The sequence below is a fragment of the Tunturiibacter gelidiferens genome, from assembly GCF_014201335.1.
GTDB lineage: Bacteria > Acidobacteriota > Terriglobia > Terriglobales > Acidobacteriaceae > Edaphobacter > Edaphobacter lichenicola_E.
The window spans coordinates 366,545-387,036 of sequence record NZ_JACHEB010000004.1 but is presented as its reverse complement, the minus strand read 5'-3'; the positions used below and the strand labels follow the sequence as shown (position 1 = coordinate 387,036).

General features: G+C 57.4%; 22 protein-coding genes. 10 read left to right on the top strand and 12 right to left on the bottom strand.

What is annotated here, in order from left to right:
• Positions 1 to 42: 42 nt before the first annotated feature.
• Entirely contained in the window at positions 43 to 366 is a 324-nt protein-coding gene (gene hfq / locus HDF14_RS10490; RefSeq protein ID WP_183976218.1) for an RNA chaperone Hfq, read from the bottom strand.
• 260 nt (positions 367 to 626) lie between these two features.
• On the opposite strand from hfq, the gene HDF14_RS10485 reads away from it, so the two are divergent.
• On the top strand, positions 627 to 1,784 hold the full coding sequence (locus HDF14_RS10485; RefSeq protein WP_313899537.1) for a DegT/DnrJ/EryC1/StrS family aminotransferase: 1,158 nt from the start codon (positions 627 to 629) through the stop codon (positions 1,782 to 1,784).
• Positions 1,785 to 1,799: 15 nt separating this feature from the next.
• Here the strand turns inward: HDF14_RS10485 and HDF14_RS10480 are convergent, their stop codons facing one another.
• The 3 genes from HDF14_RS10480 to HDF14_RS10470 all read right to left on the bottom strand — a co-directional run bounded on the left by HDF14_RS10480 (position 1,800) and on the right by HDF14_RS10470 (position 5,129).
• Entirely contained in the window at positions 1,800 to 2,564 is a 765-nt protein-coding gene (locus HDF14_RS10480; RefSeq protein WP_183976216.1) for a phosphotransferase enzyme family protein, read from the bottom strand.
• A 40-nt stretch (positions 2,565 to 2,604) separates the two neighbouring features.
• Complete coding sequence (locus HDF14_RS10475) at positions 2,605 to 3,780, bottom strand: SH3 domain-containing protein (RefSeq protein ID WP_183976214.1); 1,176 nt, start codon at positions 3,778 to 3,780, stop codon at positions 2,605 to 2,607.
• A 185-nt stretch (positions 3,781 to 3,965) separates the two neighbouring features.
• Positions 3,966 to 5,129, bottom strand: coding sequence for a lactonase family protein (locus HDF14_RS10470; protein WP_183976212.1), 1,164 nt, complete (start codon positions 5,127 to 5,129; stop codon positions 3,966 to 3,968).
• 246 nt (positions 5,130 to 5,375) lie between these two features.
• On the opposite strand from HDF14_RS10470, the gene HDF14_RS10465 reads away from it, so the two are divergent.
• Positions 5,376 to 6,314, top strand: coding sequence for a M28 family peptidase (locus HDF14_RS10465; protein ID WP_183976210.1), 939 nt, complete (start codon positions 5,376 to 5,378; stop codon positions 6,312 to 6,314).
• A 67-nt stretch (positions 6,315 to 6,381) separates the two neighbouring features.
• Here the strand turns inward: HDF14_RS10465 and HDF14_RS10460 are convergent, their stop codons facing one another.
• From HDF14_RS10460 to nadA, 5 genes are all read right to left on the bottom strand, one after another.
• The gene (locus HDF14_RS10460) at positions 6,382 to 7,875 is read right to left on the bottom strand and encodes a catalase (RefSeq protein ID WP_183976208.1); all 1,494 of its coding nucleotides are present in this window, start codon (positions 7,873 to 7,875) and stop codon (positions 6,382 to 6,384) included.
• 123 nt (positions 7,876 to 7,998) lie between these two features.
• Entirely contained in the window at positions 7,999 to 8,262 is a 264-nt protein-coding gene (locus tag HDF14_RS10455) for a hypothetical protein (RefSeq protein ID WP_183976206.1), read from the bottom strand.
• Between the two features lie 153 nt (positions 8,263 to 8,415).
• Positions 8,416 to 9,060: an FkbM family methyltransferase gene (locus tag HDF14_RS10450; RefSeq protein ID WP_183976204.1), complete on the bottom strand. Its 645-nt coding sequence runs from the start codon at positions 9,058 to 9,060 to the stop codon at positions 8,416 to 8,418.
• A 377-nt stretch (positions 9,061 to 9,437) separates the two neighbouring features.
• Positions 9,438 to 9,869 carry a DUF2203 domain-containing protein gene (locus HDF14_RS10445; protein WP_183976202.1) on the bottom strand — a complete coding sequence of 144 codons (432 nt, stop codon included), beginning with the start codon at positions 9,867 to 9,869 and terminating at the stop codon, positions 9,438 to 9,440.
• Positions 9,866 to 10,984 carry a quinolinate synthase NadA gene (gene nadA / locus HDF14_RS10440; RefSeq protein WP_406707211.1) on the bottom strand — a complete coding sequence of 373 codons (1,119 nt, stop codon included), beginning with the start codon at positions 10,982 to 10,984 and terminating at the stop codon, positions 9,866 to 9,868. Before nadA ends, HDF14_RS10445 begins: the two co-directional genes overlap by 4 nt.
• 381 nt (positions 10,985 to 11,365) lie before the next feature.
• Here nadA and HDF14_RS10435 point away from each other — a divergent pair, with 381 nt between their 5' ends.
• From HDF14_RS10435 to HDF14_RS10425, 3 genes are read left to right on the top strand one after another with little or no spacing between them, the layout of a single operon-like run.
• Entirely contained in the window at positions 11,366 to 11,902 is a 537-nt protein-coding gene (locus tag HDF14_RS10435) for a Sec-independent protein translocase subunit TatA/TatB (RefSeq protein ID WP_183976200.1), read from the top strand.
• Positions 11,895 to 12,683, top strand: coding sequence for a twin-arginine translocase subunit TatC (tatC, locus tag HDF14_RS10430; RefSeq protein ID WP_183976198.1), 789 nt, complete (start codon positions 11,895 to 11,897; stop codon positions 12,681 to 12,683). The genes HDF14_RS10435 and tatC overlap by 8 nt, the downstream gene beginning before the upstream one ends.
• On the top strand, positions 12,680 to 13,720 hold the full coding sequence (locus tag HDF14_RS10425; RefSeq protein WP_260698166.1) for a M28 family peptidase: 1,041 nt from the start codon (positions 12,680 to 12,682) through the stop codon (positions 13,718 to 13,720). The genes tatC and HDF14_RS10425 overlap by 4 nt, the downstream gene beginning before the upstream one ends.
• Positions 13,721 to 13,769: 49 nt before the next feature.
• Here HDF14_RS10425 and HDF14_RS10420 read toward each other — a convergent pair whose 3' ends face one another.
• Complete coding sequence (locus tag HDF14_RS10420) at positions 13,770 to 14,288, bottom strand: DUF3761 domain-containing protein (RefSeq protein WP_183976196.1); 519 nt, start codon at positions 14,286 to 14,288, stop codon at positions 13,770 to 13,772.
• Between the two features lie 206 nt (positions 14,289 to 14,494).
• On the opposite strand from HDF14_RS10420, the gene HDF14_RS10415 reads away from it, so the two are divergent.
• Both HDF14_RS10415 and HDF14_RS10410 read left to right on the top strand, forming a co-directional pair.
• Positions 14,495 to 14,698, top strand: a complete 204-nt coding sequence (locus HDF14_RS10415; RefSeq protein ID WP_183976194.1) for a hypothetical protein — start codon at positions 14,495 to 14,497, stop codon at positions 14,696 to 14,698.
• Positions 14,699 to 14,836: 138 nt separating this feature from the next.
• Positions 14,837 to 15,745, top strand: coding sequence for a TerC/Alx family metal homeostasis membrane protein (locus tag HDF14_RS10410; protein ID WP_183976192.1), 909 nt, complete (start codon positions 14,837 to 14,839; stop codon positions 15,743 to 15,745).
• A 54-nt stretch (positions 15,746 to 15,799) separates the two neighbouring features.
• On the opposite strand, the gene HDF14_RS10405 is transcribed toward HDF14_RS10410, so the two are convergent.
• Together HDF14_RS10405 and nadB are read right to left on the bottom strand one after the other, a co-directional pair.
• Positions 15,800 to 16,042: a hypothetical protein gene (locus tag HDF14_RS10405; RefSeq protein ID WP_183976185.1), complete on the bottom strand. Its 243-nt coding sequence runs from the start codon at positions 16,040 to 16,042 to the stop codon at positions 15,800 to 15,802.
• Positions 16,043 to 16,067: 25 nt separating this feature from the next.
• On the bottom strand, positions 16,068 to 17,639 hold the full coding sequence (gene nadB / locus HDF14_RS10400) for an L-aspartate oxidase (protein WP_183976183.1): 1,572 nt from the start codon (positions 17,637 to 17,639) through the stop codon (positions 16,068 to 16,070).
• 155 nt (positions 17,640 to 17,794) lie between these two features.
• Here nadB and aroB point away from each other — a divergent pair, with 155 nt between their 5' ends.
• The 3 genes from aroB to ubiE all read left to right on the top strand — a co-directional run bounded on the left by aroB (position 17,795) and on the right by ubiE (position 20,491).
• A complete protein-coding gene (gene aroB, locus HDF14_RS10395; RefSeq protein ID WP_183976181.1) occupies positions 17,795 to 18,937 on the top strand; it encodes a 3-dehydroquinate synthase in 1,143 nt (380 codons plus the stop codon).
• Positions 18,924 to 19,643 (top strand): hypothetical protein, encoded by a 720-nt coding sequence (locus HDF14_RS10390; protein ID WP_183976179.1) that lies wholly within the window; start codon positions 18,924 to 18,926, stop codon positions 19,641 to 19,643. Before aroB ends, HDF14_RS10390 begins: the two co-directional genes overlap by 14 nt.
• 68 nt (positions 19,644 to 19,711) lie before the next feature.
• Positions 19,712 to 20,491 (top strand): bifunctional demethylmenaquinone methyltransferase/2-methoxy-6-polyprenyl-1,4-benzoquinol methylase UbiE, encoded by a 780-nt coding sequence (ubiE, locus tag HDF14_RS10385; RefSeq protein ID WP_183976177.1) that lies wholly within the window; start codon positions 19,712 to 19,714, stop codon positions 20,489 to 20,491.
• The last annotated feature ends 1 nt before the right edge of the window (position 20,492 follow it).

Below are 20,492 nucleotides of genomic sequence, written 5' to 3'. Positions count from 1 at the left end.
GGGCTTTACTCCATCGATCTTCCCGTATTCAGTTGTCAACGGCTAGCGGCCTTGGGTCCCTGTCGCCTCTTGCACCGGCGAACCAGCAGCAGGAGCCGAACCTACCGACGCCCGCAACTCTGGCTTCACGTCGCTCCGCACATCGCCATGTACTCCCGCGCGTCCACTCACTACAGTCGAGATCGCATGTTTGAAGATCAGTTGCTCCTGGCTGTTGTTTTCCAGCAGCACGGAGTACTTATCGAACGAGCGTATCTTCCCCGTTAGCTTCACGCCGCTTACCAGGTAAATCGTGATCGGACTCTTGTCTTTTCGCACTGTGTTGAGAAAAGTGTCCTGAATGTTCTGTGCCGGCTTTGATTCCATGGGGCCGATCTCCTTTGTCCAAAATGTTCATACTGCAATGAGCGTTTGCCGTGACCCATCGGCTTTAGAACAAAACTCAGCGCATCCAACGGCTAAGCCTAAAGCCAAGACTGTCAACAATACGAGCATCTACGGCAATAATCAACTTGCCTCGTCACATTGTAGAGACGAACGCAATACTTCGTTAGACGCATTGCAACGCAGAATGAAAGTCTAGGGCAATCTCTACAGCCATATACGACCGATATACCATTGCAGATGTGACCATCCGTAACCCGCAACCCGTTCCAATGCTTGACTTCTCCCGTCAGTTTTCCTCCCTGCGGCAAGAGATCCTGAATACCATCGAAGCTGTCGCCACCTCACAACATTTCATCCTCGGCCCCCAGGTCACCAGCTTCGAACTCGCCGCCGCCGTCGCCTGTGCCGTGCCCCACGCGATCGGCTGCGCTAGCGGCACCGATGCCATCTGGCTCGCTTTAGCTGCTGCCAACGTCGGCCCCGGCGACGCCGTCATCACAACCCCCTTCAGCTTCTTCGCCACGGTGAGCGCGATCCTCCGTGCCGGCGCCACGCCTTTGCTTGCCGACATCGACTCCACCACCTTCAATCTCTCTCCCGCTTCGGTAGAAGAGCTCCTACGCTCCAGTGCAGGCAAAAACGTCAGAGCGGTCCTACCTGTTCACCTCTACGGACAATGTGCCGACTGGGACGAATTTACCGCACTGAAACAAAGTCACAACCTCCTTCTGATCGAAGATGCCGCCCAGGCGTTCGGAGCCACATGGAACGGAGTCCCTGCAGGAGCCCTTGGCGATGCCGCAGCCTTCAGCTTCTATCCCACAAAAAATCTAAGTGCCATGGGAGACGCCGGCCTCGTCACTACTACTTCAGCCGCGATTGACGACCACGCCCGCATCCTCCGCGCCCACGGCATGCGCCGCCGCTACTATCACGACGAGATCGGCTGGAACTCTCGCCTTGACTCCATCCAGGCCGCAGTCCTCGAGGTCAAACTCCGCTATCTGCCCAAGTGGAACCAGCAGCGCCGCGGGCATGCCCTCCACTACGATCAACTCTTCCGCAAAGCGAACCTCACCGCCGACACTGTAAAGGAAGGAGTCGTCCTCCCCATCACCGACCCGCGCGCCGGACACGTCTTCCATCAATACGTTATCCGCGCTCCCCGCCGCGACGAACTTCGCCGGTACCTTGCCGATCAGAAGATCGGCAGCGAGATCTACTACCCTGTCCCCCTGCATTTGCAAACCAGCCTGGCTCACCTCGGCTACAAGCAGGGCCACTTCCCCATCAGCGAAGCCGCCTCCCACGAAGTTCTCGCACTTCCCATGTACCCCGAGCTGCGCGAAGATGAACAACAAACTGTAGTCGACGCCATCACAGCGTTCTACGCCTGACCGCAATCATCGTGGTCATACGTTCGCAAGCAGCGCATCTTTCCAAATCTCCAGATGCCGCTCGACATACTCCGCAGCCTGCCTCCAATGACGACTGCCATCTCCCTCCGCATGGAGTCGTGCCCACGGTTGCTCCCCGGTTATCGCCGCTCGCTCGCCCAACTCAAACATAGCTCTCGTTCGAGCGACCATCAGTTCAGGCAGCCTCTCACGTTGAGATCGATCAAGCCCATACCCATCCACAAAGCAGCAGAGCCGTGAGGCATCCACAGCAGGCTCTCCACCATGGATCAAAGGCACAAAACTCTGCGCCGCATAACCTACATCCCACAGAACAGACCCCGGCCCACTTCCATCCCAATCGATAAAGACCCACCGCTCTCCACTGCGCACCAGATTCCATGGCGCAAGATCCTGGTGACAGATCAACTCCTCCGAATCAGGCCTGATGACAACCTTCCATTGCGCCCCCTCCGGAGGAACAAAACTCTTCGCCGCTACGTGAAACTCTCGAATCAACCTTCCCACGCGCCCCAACTCCTCACTCGTGTACGAGAATGGCTCTTGAGTCGCTCCCGGCACATACTCCAGCACATGACGACCCTTCTCATCTCGTCCTAAAGTTCGCGGAGCCCCTCTGAATCCAACCTCGAAGAGATGTTCCAAAAACGCTTCAACACTACTCGTCGCCTCTGTCGCAGGCTTGCGAACGGTGGCACCGACGCGAACCACCGCATCCGCCACATTGCCGCCAAACAGCCGCTCCTCCTGATCGCTCATAGTCACTTCGACTCACGCACGCAATCGATATCAGGCCGATCTACCGCCTCTTTTTTCCTTTGCTGCCCTTAGCCCCCGCGGCCTTCTTTTTGTCCGACACGGGCTCCGGATGAGCCTCCCCCGGCGCAGTCGTTCCCGGCGGAAGCACCCGTCGCACTAGGTTGCTCTCCAGCCGATACGTCTTCAGCACCGTCTTCCCCGGCACAATCGCTCCGGTCACCGGATCGGGAATGACCGGCCCCGCATCATCCGCCAACACTCGATACGAGAACGTTGGCACCGGCGTAGTAGCCGTTGGCGACTTTCCGTAAGGATCGGTCGCCATCTTCACATCGACGGGCAAATATCCCTCGATATTTCTGTCGCGATATCCCGTCTCATAACGATGCTTTTTCACATTCCACGTAAACACGCGCACCTGATCGAAGTCATACGTCAGCCCAGCCTTATACGGACTCAATACCGTCACGTAGATCGGAATATTCTTGTCGTCCTGCTCGGCCTCCGGATCGGATACCGTCGTTAGAACATACGATCCCACAATCCTCTGGCCTTCGGAGTACCGCGTAATCGCATCGGGAGCGTCCACATCCATCATCCTGCTGTAAAGCCATCCGGTATCGCCCTTGGAATCTCGCACCAGCCACCAGTCCTCCATCGCCGGCGGCACAGGCTCCGGCGCAGCAGCGGCAGTCGAAACATCCTTTGCACCCTTCTCCACACTGCCCTTTGCAGTCGCCGCAGTTGCAGCGGGAGGAGGAGCCTTAGCCACCCGTGTTCCCGGCGGCACAGGCTTGGCCAGCGTCGCCCGCGCCAACAGCTTCAGCTTCTCACCCTCCGCCAGCCGAAAGAACCTCTCCGTGTCGCGGCCAGGCTTGGCATGCATGTAAACCTCATCACGCACCACAGCAGAGGCGACCACCGGATCAGCCTTGTGATCCTGCTTCAGCTTTTCAAACTGATCAAAGACATCCTGGGTCGCAATCACCTTCTCATCGATCCAGCCCTGCTCCCCCTTGGCCGTCTGCACCTTCACAAATCGCCGCCCGCGATCAAGCACCTCAAGCCGATCGCCATTCTCCACCGTCGCCGTACGATTCGACACCGCTGCCACCCGGTCACGCAGAAACGTCTGCTTTGCCGTCACATACACGTACTGCGCTGGCGGCTTAGGCCGCAGCCGCGAGCAGCCACTCCCGCCCGCAATCAGCACCATCGAAACCGCTACGAAGCTGCAAATCCGCGAAAAGTACCGCACGAAATCGAATTGTCGAGAAGAAGAAACGATAGTCCTGAAACTCCGCGCACAGCACAACACTATCTCCATACTAACGGCGGCCACGGCAAATCCATAACCCACGCACCAACTCCAACACCTGCGCCCAGCCAGGAACGCAGACGCTAATGCGTGAGCGCCACCGCGACAGCCGCTGCAGGATCGGTATCCGTATTGATGCTCGTAGCCGGATCCAGCTTGCCTGGAGTCGTAATATCGAAGCTGTACATCGTCAGGTCCGGGCCGCCGCCAAGCGCCGCCGCCAACAGATACTTGCCGGTTCTGTCGATCCCCAACGACTGCACCACAGTCCCACTCATATACGGCGACCCACTCAGCGGCGTCAACGTCAAAGCTGCCTGAGTTGTCCCCGCGGCAATCGTATACCCGGAGATCGTGCCCTCCGTACGATTCGCCGCGTACACATAAGTCCCAGTACTATCCAGTACGACCGACTGCGTCCCACTTCCCGCGGCAAACGGCGAACCCGTGACCGAATTCAGCGTCCCTCCCGACCCAATGATGTACACCGCAACTCCACCATTAGTCCCGCTCCGCGCAAGGTACAAGTACGCAGTCTTCGGATCGACGGCCAATGCATAGTCGCCCGTGGCCGGATTCGCGTTTGCCAGACTCTGGACCTGCGCGGCAAGGCCTGTCGTCGTGTTGAACGAAAACACGACGTCACCACCTGTACCAAGCGCAGCGAAAATCAGTGTCGCATCCGGCGACACCTGCACCATTGACGGCTGCCAAGTCCCAGCCCCCGCGTGAAGAGCGTACGTAGCAGGCGACTGCGCCTGAGCCGTCAACGCCCCCGTCGACGAGTTAATTTGGTAGATGTCCAGCTGCTGTGTAAGGCTATCCAGCGCAATCAGCCACTGCCCATCCGGTGAAACCGCCAGCGAAGCCGCAGTCACCGCATTCTGCTGGGCTCCGCCGCTTGGCGCGCTTAACGATCCGTCGGAATTAATCAGATATAAGTTGATCGATGCCTGCGCCGCAATATAAAGAAACGCATCGTTCGGAGTGACAACCTCGGCAAATGGTTGAGACCCAAGCTTAACCGGCGAGTTGTTCACCGCCTTCAGAGTCCCCGTGCCTACAGCGAATCCACTCACAGTCTGCGTCGTCTGATTCAAGACGTACACCTGGTTCCCCGTTGCACCGGTTCCACCACCACCAGAATTATTGACTGGAGGAAAAAATCCCGTGCAGCCAGTAAAGACCGGCAAAATCATCGCGGCACCCACTGCAACCGACCGCCGCAACCTTCCCCTTCGTTCCATCGCCACCGAACCCCTTTTTCTCTATCTTCGCAGCAGACACAGCCAATGCGGAATTAATTCATTCAACGTTCTTCTATAATTTCCGCAATGTATCTCTCAAAGCTTTTATATTCTCTGCCTTTAACCGCAATCCTGCTCCTGACTCTTCCCTTCAAGTCTCAAGCGTCACAGGCTCACTCGTTCGACGCAGCAGCCAGACAAACAGCATCTCCCTCCGCCACTCTGCAACAGGAAGTTCACGCAGATATGAACTTCCTCGCCGACGACGAACTACACGGCCGCGGCTCAGCCACACGCGACGAGCACATTGCGGCCCTCTTCGTCGCCTCTCAGCTCCAATCCCTCGGCCTCGAACCCGGAGGAGATAACGGTACCTTCCTCCAAAAATCCGCCCTCCCCAATCCCCTTCCCGCTAGAACCCAGCAGCGCATCGCAAAGTTCCAGGACATCCCACGAAAAGAGACCTGGAACGCAGTCGCCATCCTGCGGGGAACTACCTCGCCCAACGAGGTCATCCTGCTCACCGCGCATCTCGATCATCTCGGCATCGGTCCCGCCAATGCCTCTGGTGACACCAACTACAACGGAGCCGACGACGACGCCTCCGGCACTACCGCCGTACTGACACTAGCCCACATTCTCGCCACCGGCCAACACCCGAAGCGAACCATCGTCTTCGCTCTCTTCGGCTCTGAAGAACTCGGTGGCTTCGGCAACCGAGCCTTCCTCGCGCATCCTCCAGTCCCCCTCGTCAGCATCGTCGCCAACCTCGAGTTCGAGATGATCGGCCGCCCCGACCCAGCAGTCCCCGTAGGAACCCTTTGGCTCACCGGCTTCGACCGCTCGAACCTTGGCCCCGAACTGGCGAAACACGGTGCCCACCTGGTAAACGACCCTCATCCCAAAGAGAACTTCTTCCGTCGTTCTGACAACTACGCTCTAGCCCAGCAGGGCATCATCGCTCAAACTGTCTCAAGCTACGGGCTGCACAAGGACTATCACCAACCCAGCGACGAGATTCACACCATCGACTTCACCCATATGACCAACGCCATCGCCTCCATGGTCGATCCGATCCGTTGGCTCGCCGACTCCAACTGGAAGCCCGAATGGAACCCGGGCCGTAAACCTGAATCCAATCCCACCGGTCCACCGCCTATGGCTGCACACCAACCCGTAAGCTGAATCGGCTTTCCGTAAACAAAAGAGCGACCCACAAAGGATCGCTCTTTTACGTAACATCATCAGTTACTTATGCGTGGACCAACTCTTCTTTCCTCACGATCTCCTCAATCTTGCGTCCGATAGCCTTGGCGACACCTTCACCGTACTTTGAATCGCACTTGTAGAAGTGATTGATCTGCAGGTCCTGAATCCGCGTCTCAACCTGGCCCAGACCGGCTGCAATATTTCCGCACAGCCGCTCCTGAGCATCCGGCGTCATCAGACGGAACAGGTTACCCGGCTGCGTGTAGTAGTCGCCATCATGCTCGCGATGGTCGTACCTACCCACAGTCGCCGTGTTGTAGGTCACAGGACGCTCAATGTACTTCTTATCCTGTGTCGGACCACCAAAGCTGTTCGGCTCGTAGTTTGGACCATTGCCGCCGTTCTCACCGAAGCGCATGCTGCCGTCGCGGTTGTACGTGTTGTAAGGACACTTTGGCTCATTGATCGGAAGCAAATTGTAGTTCACCCCGATGCGATACCGGTGTGCGTCTGGATAGCTGATAAGCCGCCCCTGCAGCATCTTGTCCGGCGAGAAGCCCATACCCGGAGCAACATTCTTCGGGTCGAACGCCGCCTGCTCGACTTCAGCAAAGTAGTTCACCGGATTCCGGTTCAACTCCAGTTCGCCGATCTCGATCACAGGATAGTCGGCGTGAGGCCACACCTTCGTCAAGTCAAACGGATTGATATGATAAGTCTCCGCCTCAGCCTCCGGCATGATCTGCATCTGCACCGTCCACTTCGGGAAGTCGCCCTTCTCGATCGAATGGAAGAGATCGCTCTGCGAGTGATCCATGTCCACGGATTTCATGTGGTCGGCCTCCTCGCGAGTGAAGTTCTTGATCCCCTGCTTCGTCTTGAAGTGATATTTCACATAGAACAACTCGTTCTTCGCGTTGATCAGCGAAAACGTGTGGCTGCCGTATCCATTCATATGGCGATAGCCATCGGGAGTGCCACGGTCCGAAAACAGAATCGTCACCTGGTGCAGGCTCTCCGGCGACAGCGACCAGAAATCCCACATCATCTTCGGCGACTTCAGGTTCGTCTCCGGATCACGCTTCTGCGTATGAATAAAATCCGAGAACTTCAAAGGATCGCGGATGAAAAACACCGGTGTATTGTTGCCCACCAGATCCCAGTTGCCCTCGTCCGTATAAAACTTCAACGCAAACCCACGTGGATCGCGCTCAGAGTCGGCAGATCCCTTCTCGCCGCCAACGGTCGAAAACCGAAGGAACGTAGGAGTCTTCTTGCCCTTCTCAAACACCTTCGCAGTCGTATACTTCGCCATGTCCGGATGGGTGCACGTAAACGTGCCATGCGCCGCCGAGCCCTTCGCATGAACCACCCGCTCAGGCACACGCTCACGATTGAAGTGCGCCATCTTTTCAAACAGCAGATAATCTTCAAACACGATCGGCCCACGATTACCCACCGTAATGGAGTTCTGGTTATCGCCAACCGGTCGCCCGGCATCGGTAGTCATTTGCTTGCTCTTCAAGTCTTCTGCCATAGATCACCTCTACATTTGTTAAGAAACGCCCTATGCCTGTTGGCGTTTCGCACGTATGCCAATACCGCTACACCAGGAATCCACCCAGGCAGTTTGCCGTGCTTCTACACAACCCAGGCTCTTTTATCGAATATCGGTAACTGCTCCACTCTTTGAGCGCGCCATGTGCTCATACGATTCATCTTCATCTCCACGCCCAGCGAACCATGATGCATGCTCACCTGGCGAAAGACACCGCTCTCCACAAATAAATGTATGTTTTTGTGAATGGTAGCCAGCGAGATAGCCGGCACCCTCATCCTTCACCTGTGCATCGACCTCCTCCGGACCCGGATGGCCATGCATCGTCTTCATCACTTCGTTCAAGACCTGCCGTTGGTGCGTCACTGCAATGCCGTTCCTCTGGCAAACCTCACGAGACGGTCTGGCCTTGTTCACCAACATGAGGTCAGTATAAACAATAAAGATTATCGTTCAATAAAGCTAGTTATCACAGTCATGGTCGTCTCCAGGGTCATGGACGGGTAATGAACGATTTCGTCAGCCTGATACGCTGGCTTTCTCCAGCGATATATCCGCATTGGACTTCGCGTGAGCAGTCCAGCTCAATAACGGAACCGCAGAAGGAGAACACGCCCGAAAACCCGATGTAACTTTGTCGACGTCGACCAGTTCAAAGGTCCAGCCATGATCGTGAAAAATTTGTTTCATCAGCGGACCGTTGACAGGAAGGTTGTGCAGCTCCCCGACCACATAAACCGCTCTCTTCTCTGTCGGCACGAAGGCCGTCAAAGCTTCTATCTCCATGCCTTCAATATCGAGTTTGATCAAAATCCTTTGTGCAGCGGACGAGCCGATCGCGTCGGACAACAGAACGACCGGAATCTCCATTACTCTTTCGTAGGGTTCGGTGCCGTCGAAGCTGCTCACATTCGCACCTCGGCAATAAAAGGGTATGGTCCTGCGAGTGCCGCCCACACAATTCGGCAAAATCTCCGCTTTGACGCCGTTCATCTCAAGGTGTCTCTGGATCTGCTCAATATTTCGTGGCAATGGTTCGCAGATAACAATCTTCGCCGAAGGATAGGTGGCCGCCGCACGTAAAGAAAATAGTCCAATATTTCCGCCGCCATCGATCACAAGGTCCGGTTTAAAGTCGTGGTCGAGATGATAACTGTCAATCACACACAACTCGCGCGTACTCAGGTAATCTTCCTCCAAATCAGAAGTTCGAAGAAAACTCTTGTAGAACCGCCCGTAGCATCTATAGCGAATTGAGATTTCGCCATTGTGGATAAAAGGCCCCAGCAGCGCATAGGCAATGGTCTTATATCTCGGTCGCGAGAAAATCGACGCGATCAGGATGAGCTTAAGACTGCTCAGCAGTGAACCTATGCGAAAACTTCTCTTGACATTGGAAAAAGCCATCTGCCGCCAATCACCTCAATGTAATTTCTTTCTACAAGGATACCTCGCGCGGCTTATTTTCTCTTATCAATCCAACAGGCACTAAGGCAACACTGCGATCATTCGATTGGTAAGTGCCCAATCGGTTTCCAATGTCAGTTCAGCCGCTCCGTCCTGCCGAATCTGGAATCGAGCGGCTTGCGTCCGGCAAACCCCTCTTCTTCCGTATGCCAATGGGTAATCGCCGGTTCTCCCAGCTTCCAGCAAAGCAACACCGTCTTCCCATCCATCACATAGGGAAAGTCCAGCAACCCCTGCTCGAGATCCTTCACCTGCACCCCAATCGAATCGATCTCTGCCAGCGTATCCCTGCTCGACTGCACAGCCTTATCGTGCTCTGCCCGGCGCCGGGCAGCAACACTCACATCCACATGCATTCCGCCAGACAGAAAAATCCTGTGACTCAACTGCTGCATCTCGTACTCGAGCTCCTCGGCCCGGACCTGTGCTTCCTGTGCCTTCCTTAGCAGAGCCTCTACTACTGGCAACAGCGTCTGTGCCTCGCCCAACGTAAACGTCTTATTCAAACTCTGATCTCCAGCATCCTGTCGAGCGCTACCCGCGCCCACTGCTTCACATCATCGTCCACCTTGATGCGATTCACAACCTTCCCCTCCACAAGATTCTCCAAAGCCCACGCCAGATGCTGCGGCGAAATCCGGTACATCGTTGTGCACAAACATCCAGAGTCATCGAGCGTAATTACCCGCTTGCCCAACGGGGCAAATCGCTTGGCCAAACGGTTGACCAGATGAATCTCCGTCCCGACGGCGAAGCTGGAACCCTCCGGAGCACGCTCAATAGCCTGAATAATATGCTCCGTCGAACCCACGTCATTCGCCTTCTGGCAAACCTCCCAACGGCACTCCGGATGCACAATCACCTGCATCCCCGGCTCCTCCCGGCGCACGCGATCGACATGCTCCGGCAGAAACCGCTGATGCACCGAACAGTGTCCCTTCCACAGAATCACCTTCGCTGCCTTCAACCGATCCGGGCTCAACCCACCGTTGATCTGATAAGGATCCCAGACGACCATCTCGCTCAACGAAATCCCCATCGCAAACGCAGTGTTGCGTCCAAGATGCTGGTCAGGAAGAAACAAAATCTTTGAGCCCCGCGCGAACGCCCACTCAAACGCCCCGCGAGCGTTCGACGAAGTGCAAACCAACCCGCCTCGCTCCCCGCAAAAAGCTTTGATCGCCGCAGCCGAGTTCATATATGTCAGAGGAATCAGACCGCCGCCAGCTTCATCCGTCAGCCCTACACCCTCCAACGAGTCCCAGCAATCTTCCACCTGCCCGATCTCCGCCATATCGGCCATCGAGCAGCCCGCGTTCAAATCCGGCAAAATCACCTGCTGCCACGGCCGCGCCAGCACATCCGCTGTCTCCGCCATAAAGTGGACGCCACAAAACAGCATGTACTTCGCATCAGTCTCCGAGGCAACCTTCGAAAGCTTGTAGCTGTCGCCGGTAAAATCGGCAAACCGAATCACCTCGTCCCGCTGGTAGTGGTGCCCCAGCAGAACCACATCGGTGCCAAGCTTTTCTCGCGCCGCAGCGATCCGGGCATCCATCGTATGGTCCGGCTGCGCAAGGTAGTGATCTAAGGAACACGAATCTGCAACAGTCTCCGCCACGGCCTCAGCCGGTGCAATATCCAATAGTCCGTTCAAAGTACTCCGCCTTCAGTCTCACAAGGTCGTCAGGTAGAGGCTTGAGCCAATACCATCTTTCGCCTTCGAGACGGGGATGTTGAAAGCATGCACTGCTTGAGTTGCAGTGAATTCACTGTGCCGGCTCCTTCAAGCCGCCACCCAACCCACGGGGGTGTTGCAACTCCTACCACTTCGCTACTCGCGACCATTTCGATCGCTCGTTCACAATTAGACGCAATCCCTATTCGGACGATGCGTCTTTCTTCAAAACATCCTGCTGCCCTACACCAGAGATTTTATCAGCCTCAACGCTCTGCATCCATTTGTTCCGTCCACGCGTAAGCCGTATCATGGGACTGACTTATGCCTAGCTTTCAAGACAGCGCCGTCATCTTCTTCATAGCCCTGCTTCTCTTCGGCCCGAAGAAGCTGCCCGAACTCGCCCGCCAACTCGGAAAACTCATGGGCGAGTTCCGTCGCGCGTCGAACGAGTTCCGCATGCAAATGGAAGACGAACTCCGCATCGCCGACCAGGAAGAGCAACGCAAGAAGATCGCCGCCATGGAGGCCGCCGCTCCCGTCACCCCTGCCATCTCCGCTGGAGAAACCACAACCTCGTCTCCAGCACTCACAACAGACTCCGCATCAGAATCAGACGTCACCCCCGAACGGATCGCCCAACTCACTCAGGAACTGGTGGAAGACCACCCGCACACTGCGCCTCCGTCCCCCTCACCTCTTCCCATCGCAACCTCCGGCGACCTCAATCTCATGCCCCCATCTACCGGTCTTCCCATCAGTAACTCGGCCCTCTCCCCCGTAATCAACGCCATCCCCCACTCGGCCGAATCTGAATCAGTCAGCGAAGTAACTGTCAGCGAGGCCACTCACCATGGCTGATCTGGTCGACAGCGTACGCAGCGCCGTCAGCGACCGCGCCGACCTTCCCGGCATGAGCCTGATGGAGCACCTCACCGAGCTCCGCAAGCGCCTCATCCACGCCACTGTCTATCTGCTCATTGGATTTGCCGTCGCCTATGCCTTTCACGAGCGTCTCTATGGCTTCGTCCAGAAACCCCTCGACGACCTCCATATCGCACTCAACTTCACCCATCCCACCGACGGCCTCAACCTCTACCTCAAGACCGCCCTGCTCGGTGGCGCGATCCTCGCATCTCCCTTCATCCTCTACCAGCTATGGCTCTTTATCTCGCCGGGAATGTACGCCAACGAAAAGCGCTACGTTGTCCCGTTCATGGCTGCAACCATTGGGCTCTTCCTCGCAGGAGCATGGTTCGGCTACCACTGGGTCCTTCCCGGGGCCATCAAAGTCCTTGTTCTCGACTTCGGCAAAAAATTCAATCCCATCCTCACCATCGAGGACTACACCCAGTTCTTCCTCGCCGTAATCCTAGGCCTGGGCATCTGTTTTGAACTACCGATCCTCATATTTTTTCTCTCCCTCTTCGGCATCGTCGACGCGAAATTCCTGCTCAAGCACATCCGCTACGCGATCCTCGTAATCTTTATCATCTCGGCAATCATCTGTCCGCTGCCCGATCCCTTCAGCATGATCCTCTTCGCCAGTCCCATGCTCGTGCTCTACTTCCTAGGCGTGGGTGTCGCATATTTCGTTCACCCGTCGCGCCGCAAAGCCAAAGAGGCCAATAAAGCCGCATGATCCTTCCCCCGAATCTGCGCCCCCAACAGCACCGCTGCGCCACAAAACCGGCTCCCCTATCCCCGGCTATGGACTCTAAAACCCGCAGTCTCATGCCACCGTCGTCTAGGCGCCATCGGTCCCTCGCATTAGCGGTACTTTTCGCACTTCTGACGCCAATCATTCATGCCCAGAAGACCGCCACCACGCAGTTCAGTGGACAGGCCGCCTACACCCTCACAAAACAGCTCCTCGACGTAGCCCCCAAGCGCTTCAACGGCTCTCCCGGCCACGCCAAAGCCGAAGAGTTCCTCAAGCAGCACTTCGCCCCTGAAGCCGCCAAAGGCAACTTCGTCGCCGACACCTTCACCGCCACCACCCCCGCCGGTCTCCAGACGATGACCAACTACATCGTCAAATATCCCGGCAAAAAAGACGGCATCATCGTCCTCGTCAGCCACTACGAGACCAACTATCCCCTCCGCGACATCAACTTCTACGGAGCCAACGACGGCGCCGCAACCTCTGCCCTGCTCATCGAGATCGGCACCATCCTCCGCGCCCATCCCCCCGAGGGCTACTGCATCTGGCTCGTCTTCGACGACGGCGAAGAGGCAGTCAAAACCTGGTCCAACTCCGACTCGCTGTACGGCACTCGCCACCTCGCCGCCAAGTGGTCTCAGGACGGCACCCTCACCAAAATCAAAGCCCTCCTGGTCGCCGACATGATCGCCGACAAGGACCTCAACATCGACTACGTGGAGAACTCCACCCCCTGGCTGCTCGACCTGCTCAAAGTCGCCGCCAAAAACACCGGCCACTCCGCCTCCATCTTCAAATACCGCGAGGCCGAAGAAGATGACCACCTACCCTTTGCCGCACGCGGCGTCCCCGTCCTCGATCTGATCGACGCCCACTACGGCCCCACCACCGACGCCATGCCCGACGGCTACCACCACACCGACAAGGACACCCTCGACAAGATCAGCGCCCACTCCCTGCAGATCTCCGGCGACATCTTCCTCGAGATGATCCGCTTAATCAACCAGCGCCCCTGAGGCCGGAGCATCGGCGTCAGAGGCGCTAGAAACCCAGCTATCAAATGAACTATTTACTGCAGGCCTTCCCATGGTCGGGATGAGCGCCCTTGGCCTTTGCATCCGCCTCAGACATGTACGACCCAGCCTTGGTCTTCCCGTAGTAGTCCGACCCATAGCAGTGATAGACATTGCTCGACGTATTCACCCACACCAGGCCTGGTCCACCGCCGGCAGCCTGTGGAAGGGCCGCTGCCTTCTGCGACGGTGACTGCTTTCCAGTCGCTGCCGCAGCCGTGCTTGTGGCGGTCGTCGAAGCAGCAGATGTTGCCGCAGCGGGCGCAGTCTTCGCAGCCGCCACCGGTGCACTAGCCGCTGCAGCCGGAGCAGCAGTCGCAGCCGGAGCGGCCGCATACCACTCCTTCACGCCCTGGTGACCCCGGCAGGCGCCCTGCTTGCTCGCAGCCGTCGAGTAGGTTCCGTCCTTGCACATCCCCGTAGAGCCCGCCGGTGCTGCCGCCTGGGCCACAGCCAACTGTGTACCAACGAGACCCACCGCAACCGCCATCAAACAGTTCGCTATCTTCATAAACGCTCCCATTCCTGGATTTAGAGGGCCCGAATACCGCCAAATCCTATCCCATTCCGCCCACCATGTCATCAAAAACCGGATGAAAAACCAGCAATTCCCATCAAAAACAGACCCCATTGTGACCCAAACGAGTTACAAACTACCGCATTCGAGGGATAGTACCCAGCTAATGCTCCCCCTAGTCTTGGCCGATAGGAGGGACCATGCAGACACCATCGTACGCAGACATACATAACCGTTACAGAGATCTAACCAACCGCACCGTTCGCCCAACCAACGCAACTGGTTTCCTCGAGAACCACCATGTGATCGATATTGCGCGCAGCCTGTTCCTGTCCTCCCTGATGTGGATGGCGCTCGCAGTTATCGTTTACACGGTCTACTCAATGGTCGCCGGCGCACGCTAGCTGGCTGCCTGAATTAGCGAAGCCGCAAGCTTCGACAGTCAACACCCTGTCGAACCTCCCCAACGGCTCCCTTGTTGAACAGCTCCGCCGGGCCCCTTTCATACATTTCGCCGCTCCGCACTGTAGCATCCAAAGGTGATGCTCGCTGCGACCCCAATCAGCCATTGGATAGGCTTTCACGTCTTCATTCTCGTCCTCCTTGGGGTCGAGCTTCTCTACGTTCGCTATCAGGGCCCCTCTAAAACGCAATCCACCTCCGTTGCGGCCACCATCCTCTGGGTCGCCGCTGCCCTTGCCTTCGCACTCTTCCTCTACCGCTCCATGGGAAGCCTGTCTGCCACCCAATACCTCGCAGGCTACGCTATAGAAGAGTCGCTCTCCATCGACAACCTCTTCCTCTTTCTCCTCCTCTTCCGCCTCTTCAAAATCGAGCCCCCCCACCAGCCCAAAGCCCTCTTCTGGGGCGTCCTCGGCGCCATCCTCATGCGTGGGGCCTTCATCTCCGCCGGCATAGGCCTCCTCGCTCACTTCGAGTGGGTCAGCTATGTCTTTGCCGCTATTCTGCTGATCGCAGCCATTCGTCTGGTCCTGCCAAGCGCCCAAAAAGACGAAACCCACACCCCACGCTGGATCGCCTGGCTCGGCCGACTCCACCCTGTCAGCCTCCGTCAGGACAAGTTCTTCGTCATCGAGAACGGCCAAAGCATGATGACGGTCCTCTTCCTGGCCCTCATCGCCATCGAACTCACCGACGTGGTCTTCGCGCTAGACTCCATCCCCGCCGTCCTTTCGATTACCCGCCACCCATTCCTCGCCTACACGTCGAACATCATGGCCGTCATGGGTCTTCGTTCGCTCTACTTCCTCCTCGCCCACCTCCTCGCTAAACTGCGCTTCCTGCACTACGGCCTCGCCGCAGTCCTCGCCTTCGCAGCCTTCAAGATGCTCGCAGCCCACTACCTGGAGATCGGCCCTCTCACATCACTCGCAACGATCATAGTCATCCTGGGAACAACGATCGCGCTCTCGCTGCTTTCAAAAAAATAGTCTTCAACTCCCAATCAAAACCCATCAAAGAAAACCTCCACCGCCGCGCTCTCATCACGGCTCCAACTCGCGTCTGCTCCCCCACCTCAAAAGAGACACCAGCACCAGCACTGCCACGACCCCGCCTCCGAACAATCCAGCCATGGCAGCAGCTAGCGAAGCAGGCCCGCCATGAAAGGCACCGTTCACCCTCACGTCCGCAATCTTGTAATATATCGCCACTGCGACCACACAAAAGCTAATCATCGCCCCGGCAGCAGATACAACAAAACGTTGCAAACCTCTGTCACGCTTCACGCCCGAACTCCGCTCTCCACTCACCTCAGGCAACAAACTCAAGCCTCCCCTGCTGCATCACCGAGTGCTTCGCCACCTCACCCCGCAGCGGAAAATCATTCCGAAAATGCGCCCCCCGGCTCTCTTCCCGGCCCAACGCCGACGCCACGATCAACTCAGCCACTACATGCAAATTCCGCGCCTCCACCGCTCGCCGCGTCAAACCCTTCGGCATCGCTGCGCCCAACGCATCCAGTCCACGCTTCGCCTGCCGCAAACCGTCCGCATCCCTAAGCAGCCCCGCGTACTTCCACATCAACTCTCGCAGCTCTTTGATCCACTTCTCCGCCGCCGCCTCCGAACTCACACCCGTATTCGAAGCCGCCGGTGCAACACCCAAACCGCCGTCCTCACGCAGCGTTTCCGCAATCATCGTCTCTGCCGTCAGCGCCCCAAACACCAACCCCTCCAGCAGCGAATTACTCGCCAACCGATTCGCTCCATGCACCCCCGTGCACGCCGCCTCACCTGCTGCATACAAACCCGGCAGCGACGTTCTTCCCTGCACATCCGTTCTCACCCCACCCATCAAATAATGCGCCGCAGGCCGCACCGGAATCAGATCCCTCCCCAACTCCAGCCGATACTTCGCCAGAAAAGTCGAGATCCCCGGAAACCGCGCATGCAGATCCTTCTTCACATGCCGCATATCCAGATACACCGGCCCATCCATCCCCTCGCGCGTAATCGCCCTCGCCACAACATCCCTCGGAGCCAGTTCCAGCAGCGGATGATACCGCTCCATAAACCGCTCCCCCTTCGCATTCACCAGATACGCACCCTCACCCCGCAGCGCCTCGCTCAACAAAAACCTCGGAGCACCCACCTCACTAAAAGCTGTCGGATGAAACTGATAAAACTCCATATCGCTCACCGCCGCCCCCGCCCGATAAGCCATCGCAATCCCGTCCCCCGTAGCCACCGCAGGATTCGTAGTATCGCTATAAACCTGCCCCGCCCCACCACTTGCCAGCAAAACAGCCCCAGCCTGAACCACCCTCAGTCCACCCTCACCATCAAGCAGCGTAGCCCCCACCACGCGTCCTCCCTCAACAATCAAGTCCACACTCGTAGTCCATTCCATCAACTCAATCGTGCCCTTACCAAATCCACCCTCCCGCACATGCCGCAGCAACGACACGGCAATCTCCTTCCCCGTCGCATCTCCATTCGCATGCAGAATCCGCGACAGGCTATGCGCACCCTCACGCGTCCGCATCAACTCGCCCTCTTCCCCGTTCTTGTCCTTTGGATAACGATCGAAGGCTGTCCCCCACTCCAACAGTTCCTCAACCCGCTGCGGCCCCTGCGAAACCAGCACCGCTGCCGCCTCGCGATTCACCAGCCCATCTCCCGCCGCCATCGTGTCTTCGAGGTGCAGTGCTACATCCTCATCCCCACCCATCGCCACCGCGATCCCACCCTGCGCATAAGCCGTATTCGACTCCGCCAGCTCTTCCTTCGTCACCACCAGCACCGTGCCCGTCTCTGCTAACCGAATCGCTGCACTTAGCCCTGCAATACCTGCCCCAATAACCAAAAAATCAAACCGTTCCATACATTGATGCTAGATCATTTGCCGACCAACGGGAGGCGGCAGCCTTCATCCTGCCTAACACAAGTTAAAGAGGCGTGCGAACGCCCGCCCCGCGCGCAGCGGGCCCGTCCGGCAGGACACGCACACCAAAGCACCTGCGGTACGATGAAGACACTGTGCCCGTCATCCCAGTCAACACGCCCTCCGCAAAATACGACGTCACCATCGCCTCCGGCCTACTCCGCACCCTCCATCCGCGCCTGACAAAGCTCAACCCCGGCAAACCCTTCCGACCCTTCATCGTCACCTCTCCCAACATCTGGGCCCTCTGGTCGAAACCCTTCCTAGCCTCATTCAAAGACCCTCCAACAGTCCTCTTCCACCCCGCGGGCGAGCGCTACAAGCGCATGTCGAGCGTCGAATCCCTCGCCCAGCAACTCGCCACCGCCGGGGCCGACCGCGACTCTCTCCTTCTCGCCTTCGGTGGCGGCGTCATCGGCGACATCACCGGCTTCCTCGCCGCCATCTACATGCGCGGCATCCGCTACGTCCAAATCCCCACCACGCTACTAGCGCAAGTCGACTCCTCCATCGGCGGCAAAACCGGCGTCAACCTCGCCGCAGGGAAAAACCTCATCGGCAGCTTTCACCACCCGCAAGCCGTACTCGCCGACACCGACCTCCTCCGCACCCTTCCCCCAGCCGAGCTCCGCGCCGGCCTGCAGGAGTCCATCAAAGCCGGAATCATCTACGACGCCAAGCTCTTCCGCTACATGGAACAGAACGCCGCAGCCATCCTCAACACAAAGAAAAACGCCGACACCAAAGCTCTGACGAAAGTAGTAGCCGCCTCAGTCCGCGTCAAAGCCGACGTCGTCAGCAAAGACGAAAAAGAGTCCGGCCTCCGCATGATCCTGAACTTCGGCCATACCATCGGCCACGCCATCGAAGCCGCCACCAACTACCAGCAGCTCCTCCACGGAGAAGCCGTAGCCTGGGGCTCAATCGCCGCGCTCAACGTAGCCATCGCACGCAAAACCATCAAGCCCAAAGAAGCCGAGCGCATCACCAAACTCATCCTCCGCTACGGCCCGCTCCCCACCTTCAAAGCCACCGCCGAAAAACTAGTAGCTCTCACCTCCCGCGACAAGAAAAACCGCAGCGGCATCCGCTCCTTCATCCTCCCCACCGCCATCGGCAAAGTACAAATCGTCCGCAACGTAACCGAGCCCGAACTCTTAGCCGCCACCAACCACATGCTCATATTGATGCGCAAAGTGGTTGACGCACCCCTGAGATTCGTAAATGCACACCAGTAAATCAGTACTCTTGCTACTAATTCTGGCTGTCATCTGTTTAGGGTCGTTGACAGCAGAGGCGCAAAGTTCCGTCGCAGGCGATTGGCAAGGAGCTTTCAAGGTCGACGGCACAAAACTACGTCTCGTTCTCCATATCAACTCATCGCCAAGCGGCACCCTTGAGGCAACGATCGACAGCCTTGATCAGGACTCGCCAGGGATTCCGGTAGACACCATCACCTTTGACGGCACGACCCTCAAATTATCCGTCTCTCAGGTAAAGGGTTCCTATGAAGGAAAGATGAATGAAGATGGCACTGAAATCAGTGGGATTTGGATAGAAGGCAAACGCTTGAACTTAAAGTTCAGGCGGCTAAGTGAGTCAAACAGAGTGCTATCACCCATTCCCATAGGCGGCGACTGGAAGGGTAAGCTAGATGAAAATGGCAAACAGTTGGAACTCGCTCTCCATCTAAATACCACGACGTATACGAGAATCGAAGGTTCACTTAACGGCCTAAATCAAGGCTTTAACGGAATACAAATCAGCAAAGTTAGCTTCAACGATAATGTTCTTAAGTTCACAGTGAAATCTACTCATAGTTCATATATTGGGACACTAAGTAAAGACGGTAACGAAATTGAGGGGACATGGACTCAAGGTCAGCCCTTCAGGCTTATCTTTCAACGCACAGTTGCCAGCGAGCGATTACAAGACCCAATATAACGCAGGGTCAAAACTCACTGACTAACCATAGTCTTCAATCACTAGAGTCATAGCCTTCTGATGAAATAATGGCATCCATCACTCCGTTAAAACCCGAACACGAGCGCTCCACCGGAGCTCGCCCCGCCGGCATCACCACCGAGCAAGCCGCCGCCACCTCCGTCCAGCAGATGTTCGACACCATCGCCCCCACCTACGACCGCGCCAACCACCTCCTCTCCGTCGGCATCGACCGCTACTGGTGGAACCGCACAGCCAAACTCTTCCGCCCAATCCTGCAACATCCCGAAGCCGTCGCTCTCGACCTCTGCTGCGGCACAGGCGACATGACCATGGCGCTCTACCAACACCGCCCCCACACCTCCGAAGCCGCCCCCATCCTCGCCGTAGACTTCTCCCACCAGATGCTCTCCCGCGGCGCAGAAAAGTTCGCCCCTCACAACATCGTCCCGATCGAAGCCGACGCCCTCCACCTCCCCATCGCCGACGCCTCCATCGATCTCGTCACCTCCGCCTTCGGTTTCCGCAATCTCTCCAACTACGAAGCGGGCCTCACCGAACTCCACCGCATCCTTCGCCCTGGCGGCCAACTCGGCATCCTCGAAGCCAACCAGCCCGAAGGCCTCACCGGCGCACTCTACAATCTCTACTTCAAATCCATCCTCCCTCGCCTTGGCGGCCTCATCTCCGGCAAACCCGCCGCCTACAGCTACCTTCCCGCGTCGGTTGAACGCTTCCCCCGCCCGCCACGGATGCTCCAGCTCATCAAAGCCGCCGGCTTCACCAACGCCACCTGGACCAGTTACACCTTCGGCACCGCCGGCCTCTACCACGCCACCAAACCCTGAC

Coding starts and splice junctions, on each gene's coding strand:
- hfq (WP_183976218.1), bottom strand. CDS start 366: ATGGAATCAAAGCCGGCACAGAACATTCAGGACACTTTTCTCAACACA.
- HDF14_RS10480 (WP_183976216.1), bottom strand. CDS start 2,564: ATGAGCGATCAGGAGGAGCGGCTGTTTGGCGGCAATGTGGCGGATGCG.
- HDF14_RS10475 (WP_183976214.1), bottom strand. CDS start 3,780: ATGGTGCTGATTGCGGGCGGGAGTGGCTGCTCGCGGCTGCGGCCTAAG.
- HDF14_RS10470 (WP_183976212.1), bottom strand. CDS start 5,129: ATGGAACGAAGGGGAAGGTTGCGGCGGTCGGTTGCAGTGGGTGCCGCG.
- HDF14_RS10465 (WP_183976210.1), top strand. CDS start 5,376: ATGAACTTCCTCGCCGACGACGAACTACACGGCCGCGGCTCAGCCACA.
- HDF14_RS10460 (WP_183976208.1), bottom strand. CDS start 7,875: ATGGCAGAAGACTTGAAGAGCAAGCAAATGACTACCGATGCCGGGCGA.
- HDF14_RS10435 (WP_183976200.1), top strand. CDS start 11,366: ATGCCTAGCTTTCAAGACAGCGCCGTCATCTTCTTCATAGCCCTGCTT.
- tatC (WP_183976198.1), top strand. CDS start 11,895: ATGGCTGATCTGGTCGACAGCGTACGCAGCGCCGTCAGCGACCGCGCC.
- HDF14_RS10425 (WP_260698166.1), top strand. CDS start 12,680: ATGATCCTTCCCCCGAATCTGCGCCCCCAACAGCACCGCTGCGCCACA.
- HDF14_RS10420 (WP_183976196.1), bottom strand. CDS start 14,288: ATGAAGATAGCGAACTGTTTGATGGCGGTTGCGGTGGGTCTCGTTGGT.
- HDF14_RS10415 (WP_183976194.1), top strand. CDS start 14,495: ATGCAGACACCATCGTACGCAGACATACATAACCGTTACAGAGATCTA.
- HDF14_RS10410 (WP_183976192.1), top strand. CDS start 14,837: ATGCTCGCTGCGACCCCAATCAGCCATTGGATAGGCTTTCACGTCTTC.
- nadB (WP_183976183.1), bottom strand. CDS start 17,639: ATGGAACGGTTTGATTTTTTGGTTATTGGGGCAGGTATTGCAGGGCTA.
- HDF14_RS10390 (WP_183976179.1), top strand. CDS start 18,924: ATGCACACCAGTAAATCAGTACTCTTGCTACTAATTCTGGCTGTCATC.
- ubiE (WP_183976177.1), top strand. CDS start 19,712: ATGGCATCCATCACTCCGTTAAAACCCGAACACGAGCGCTCCACCGGA.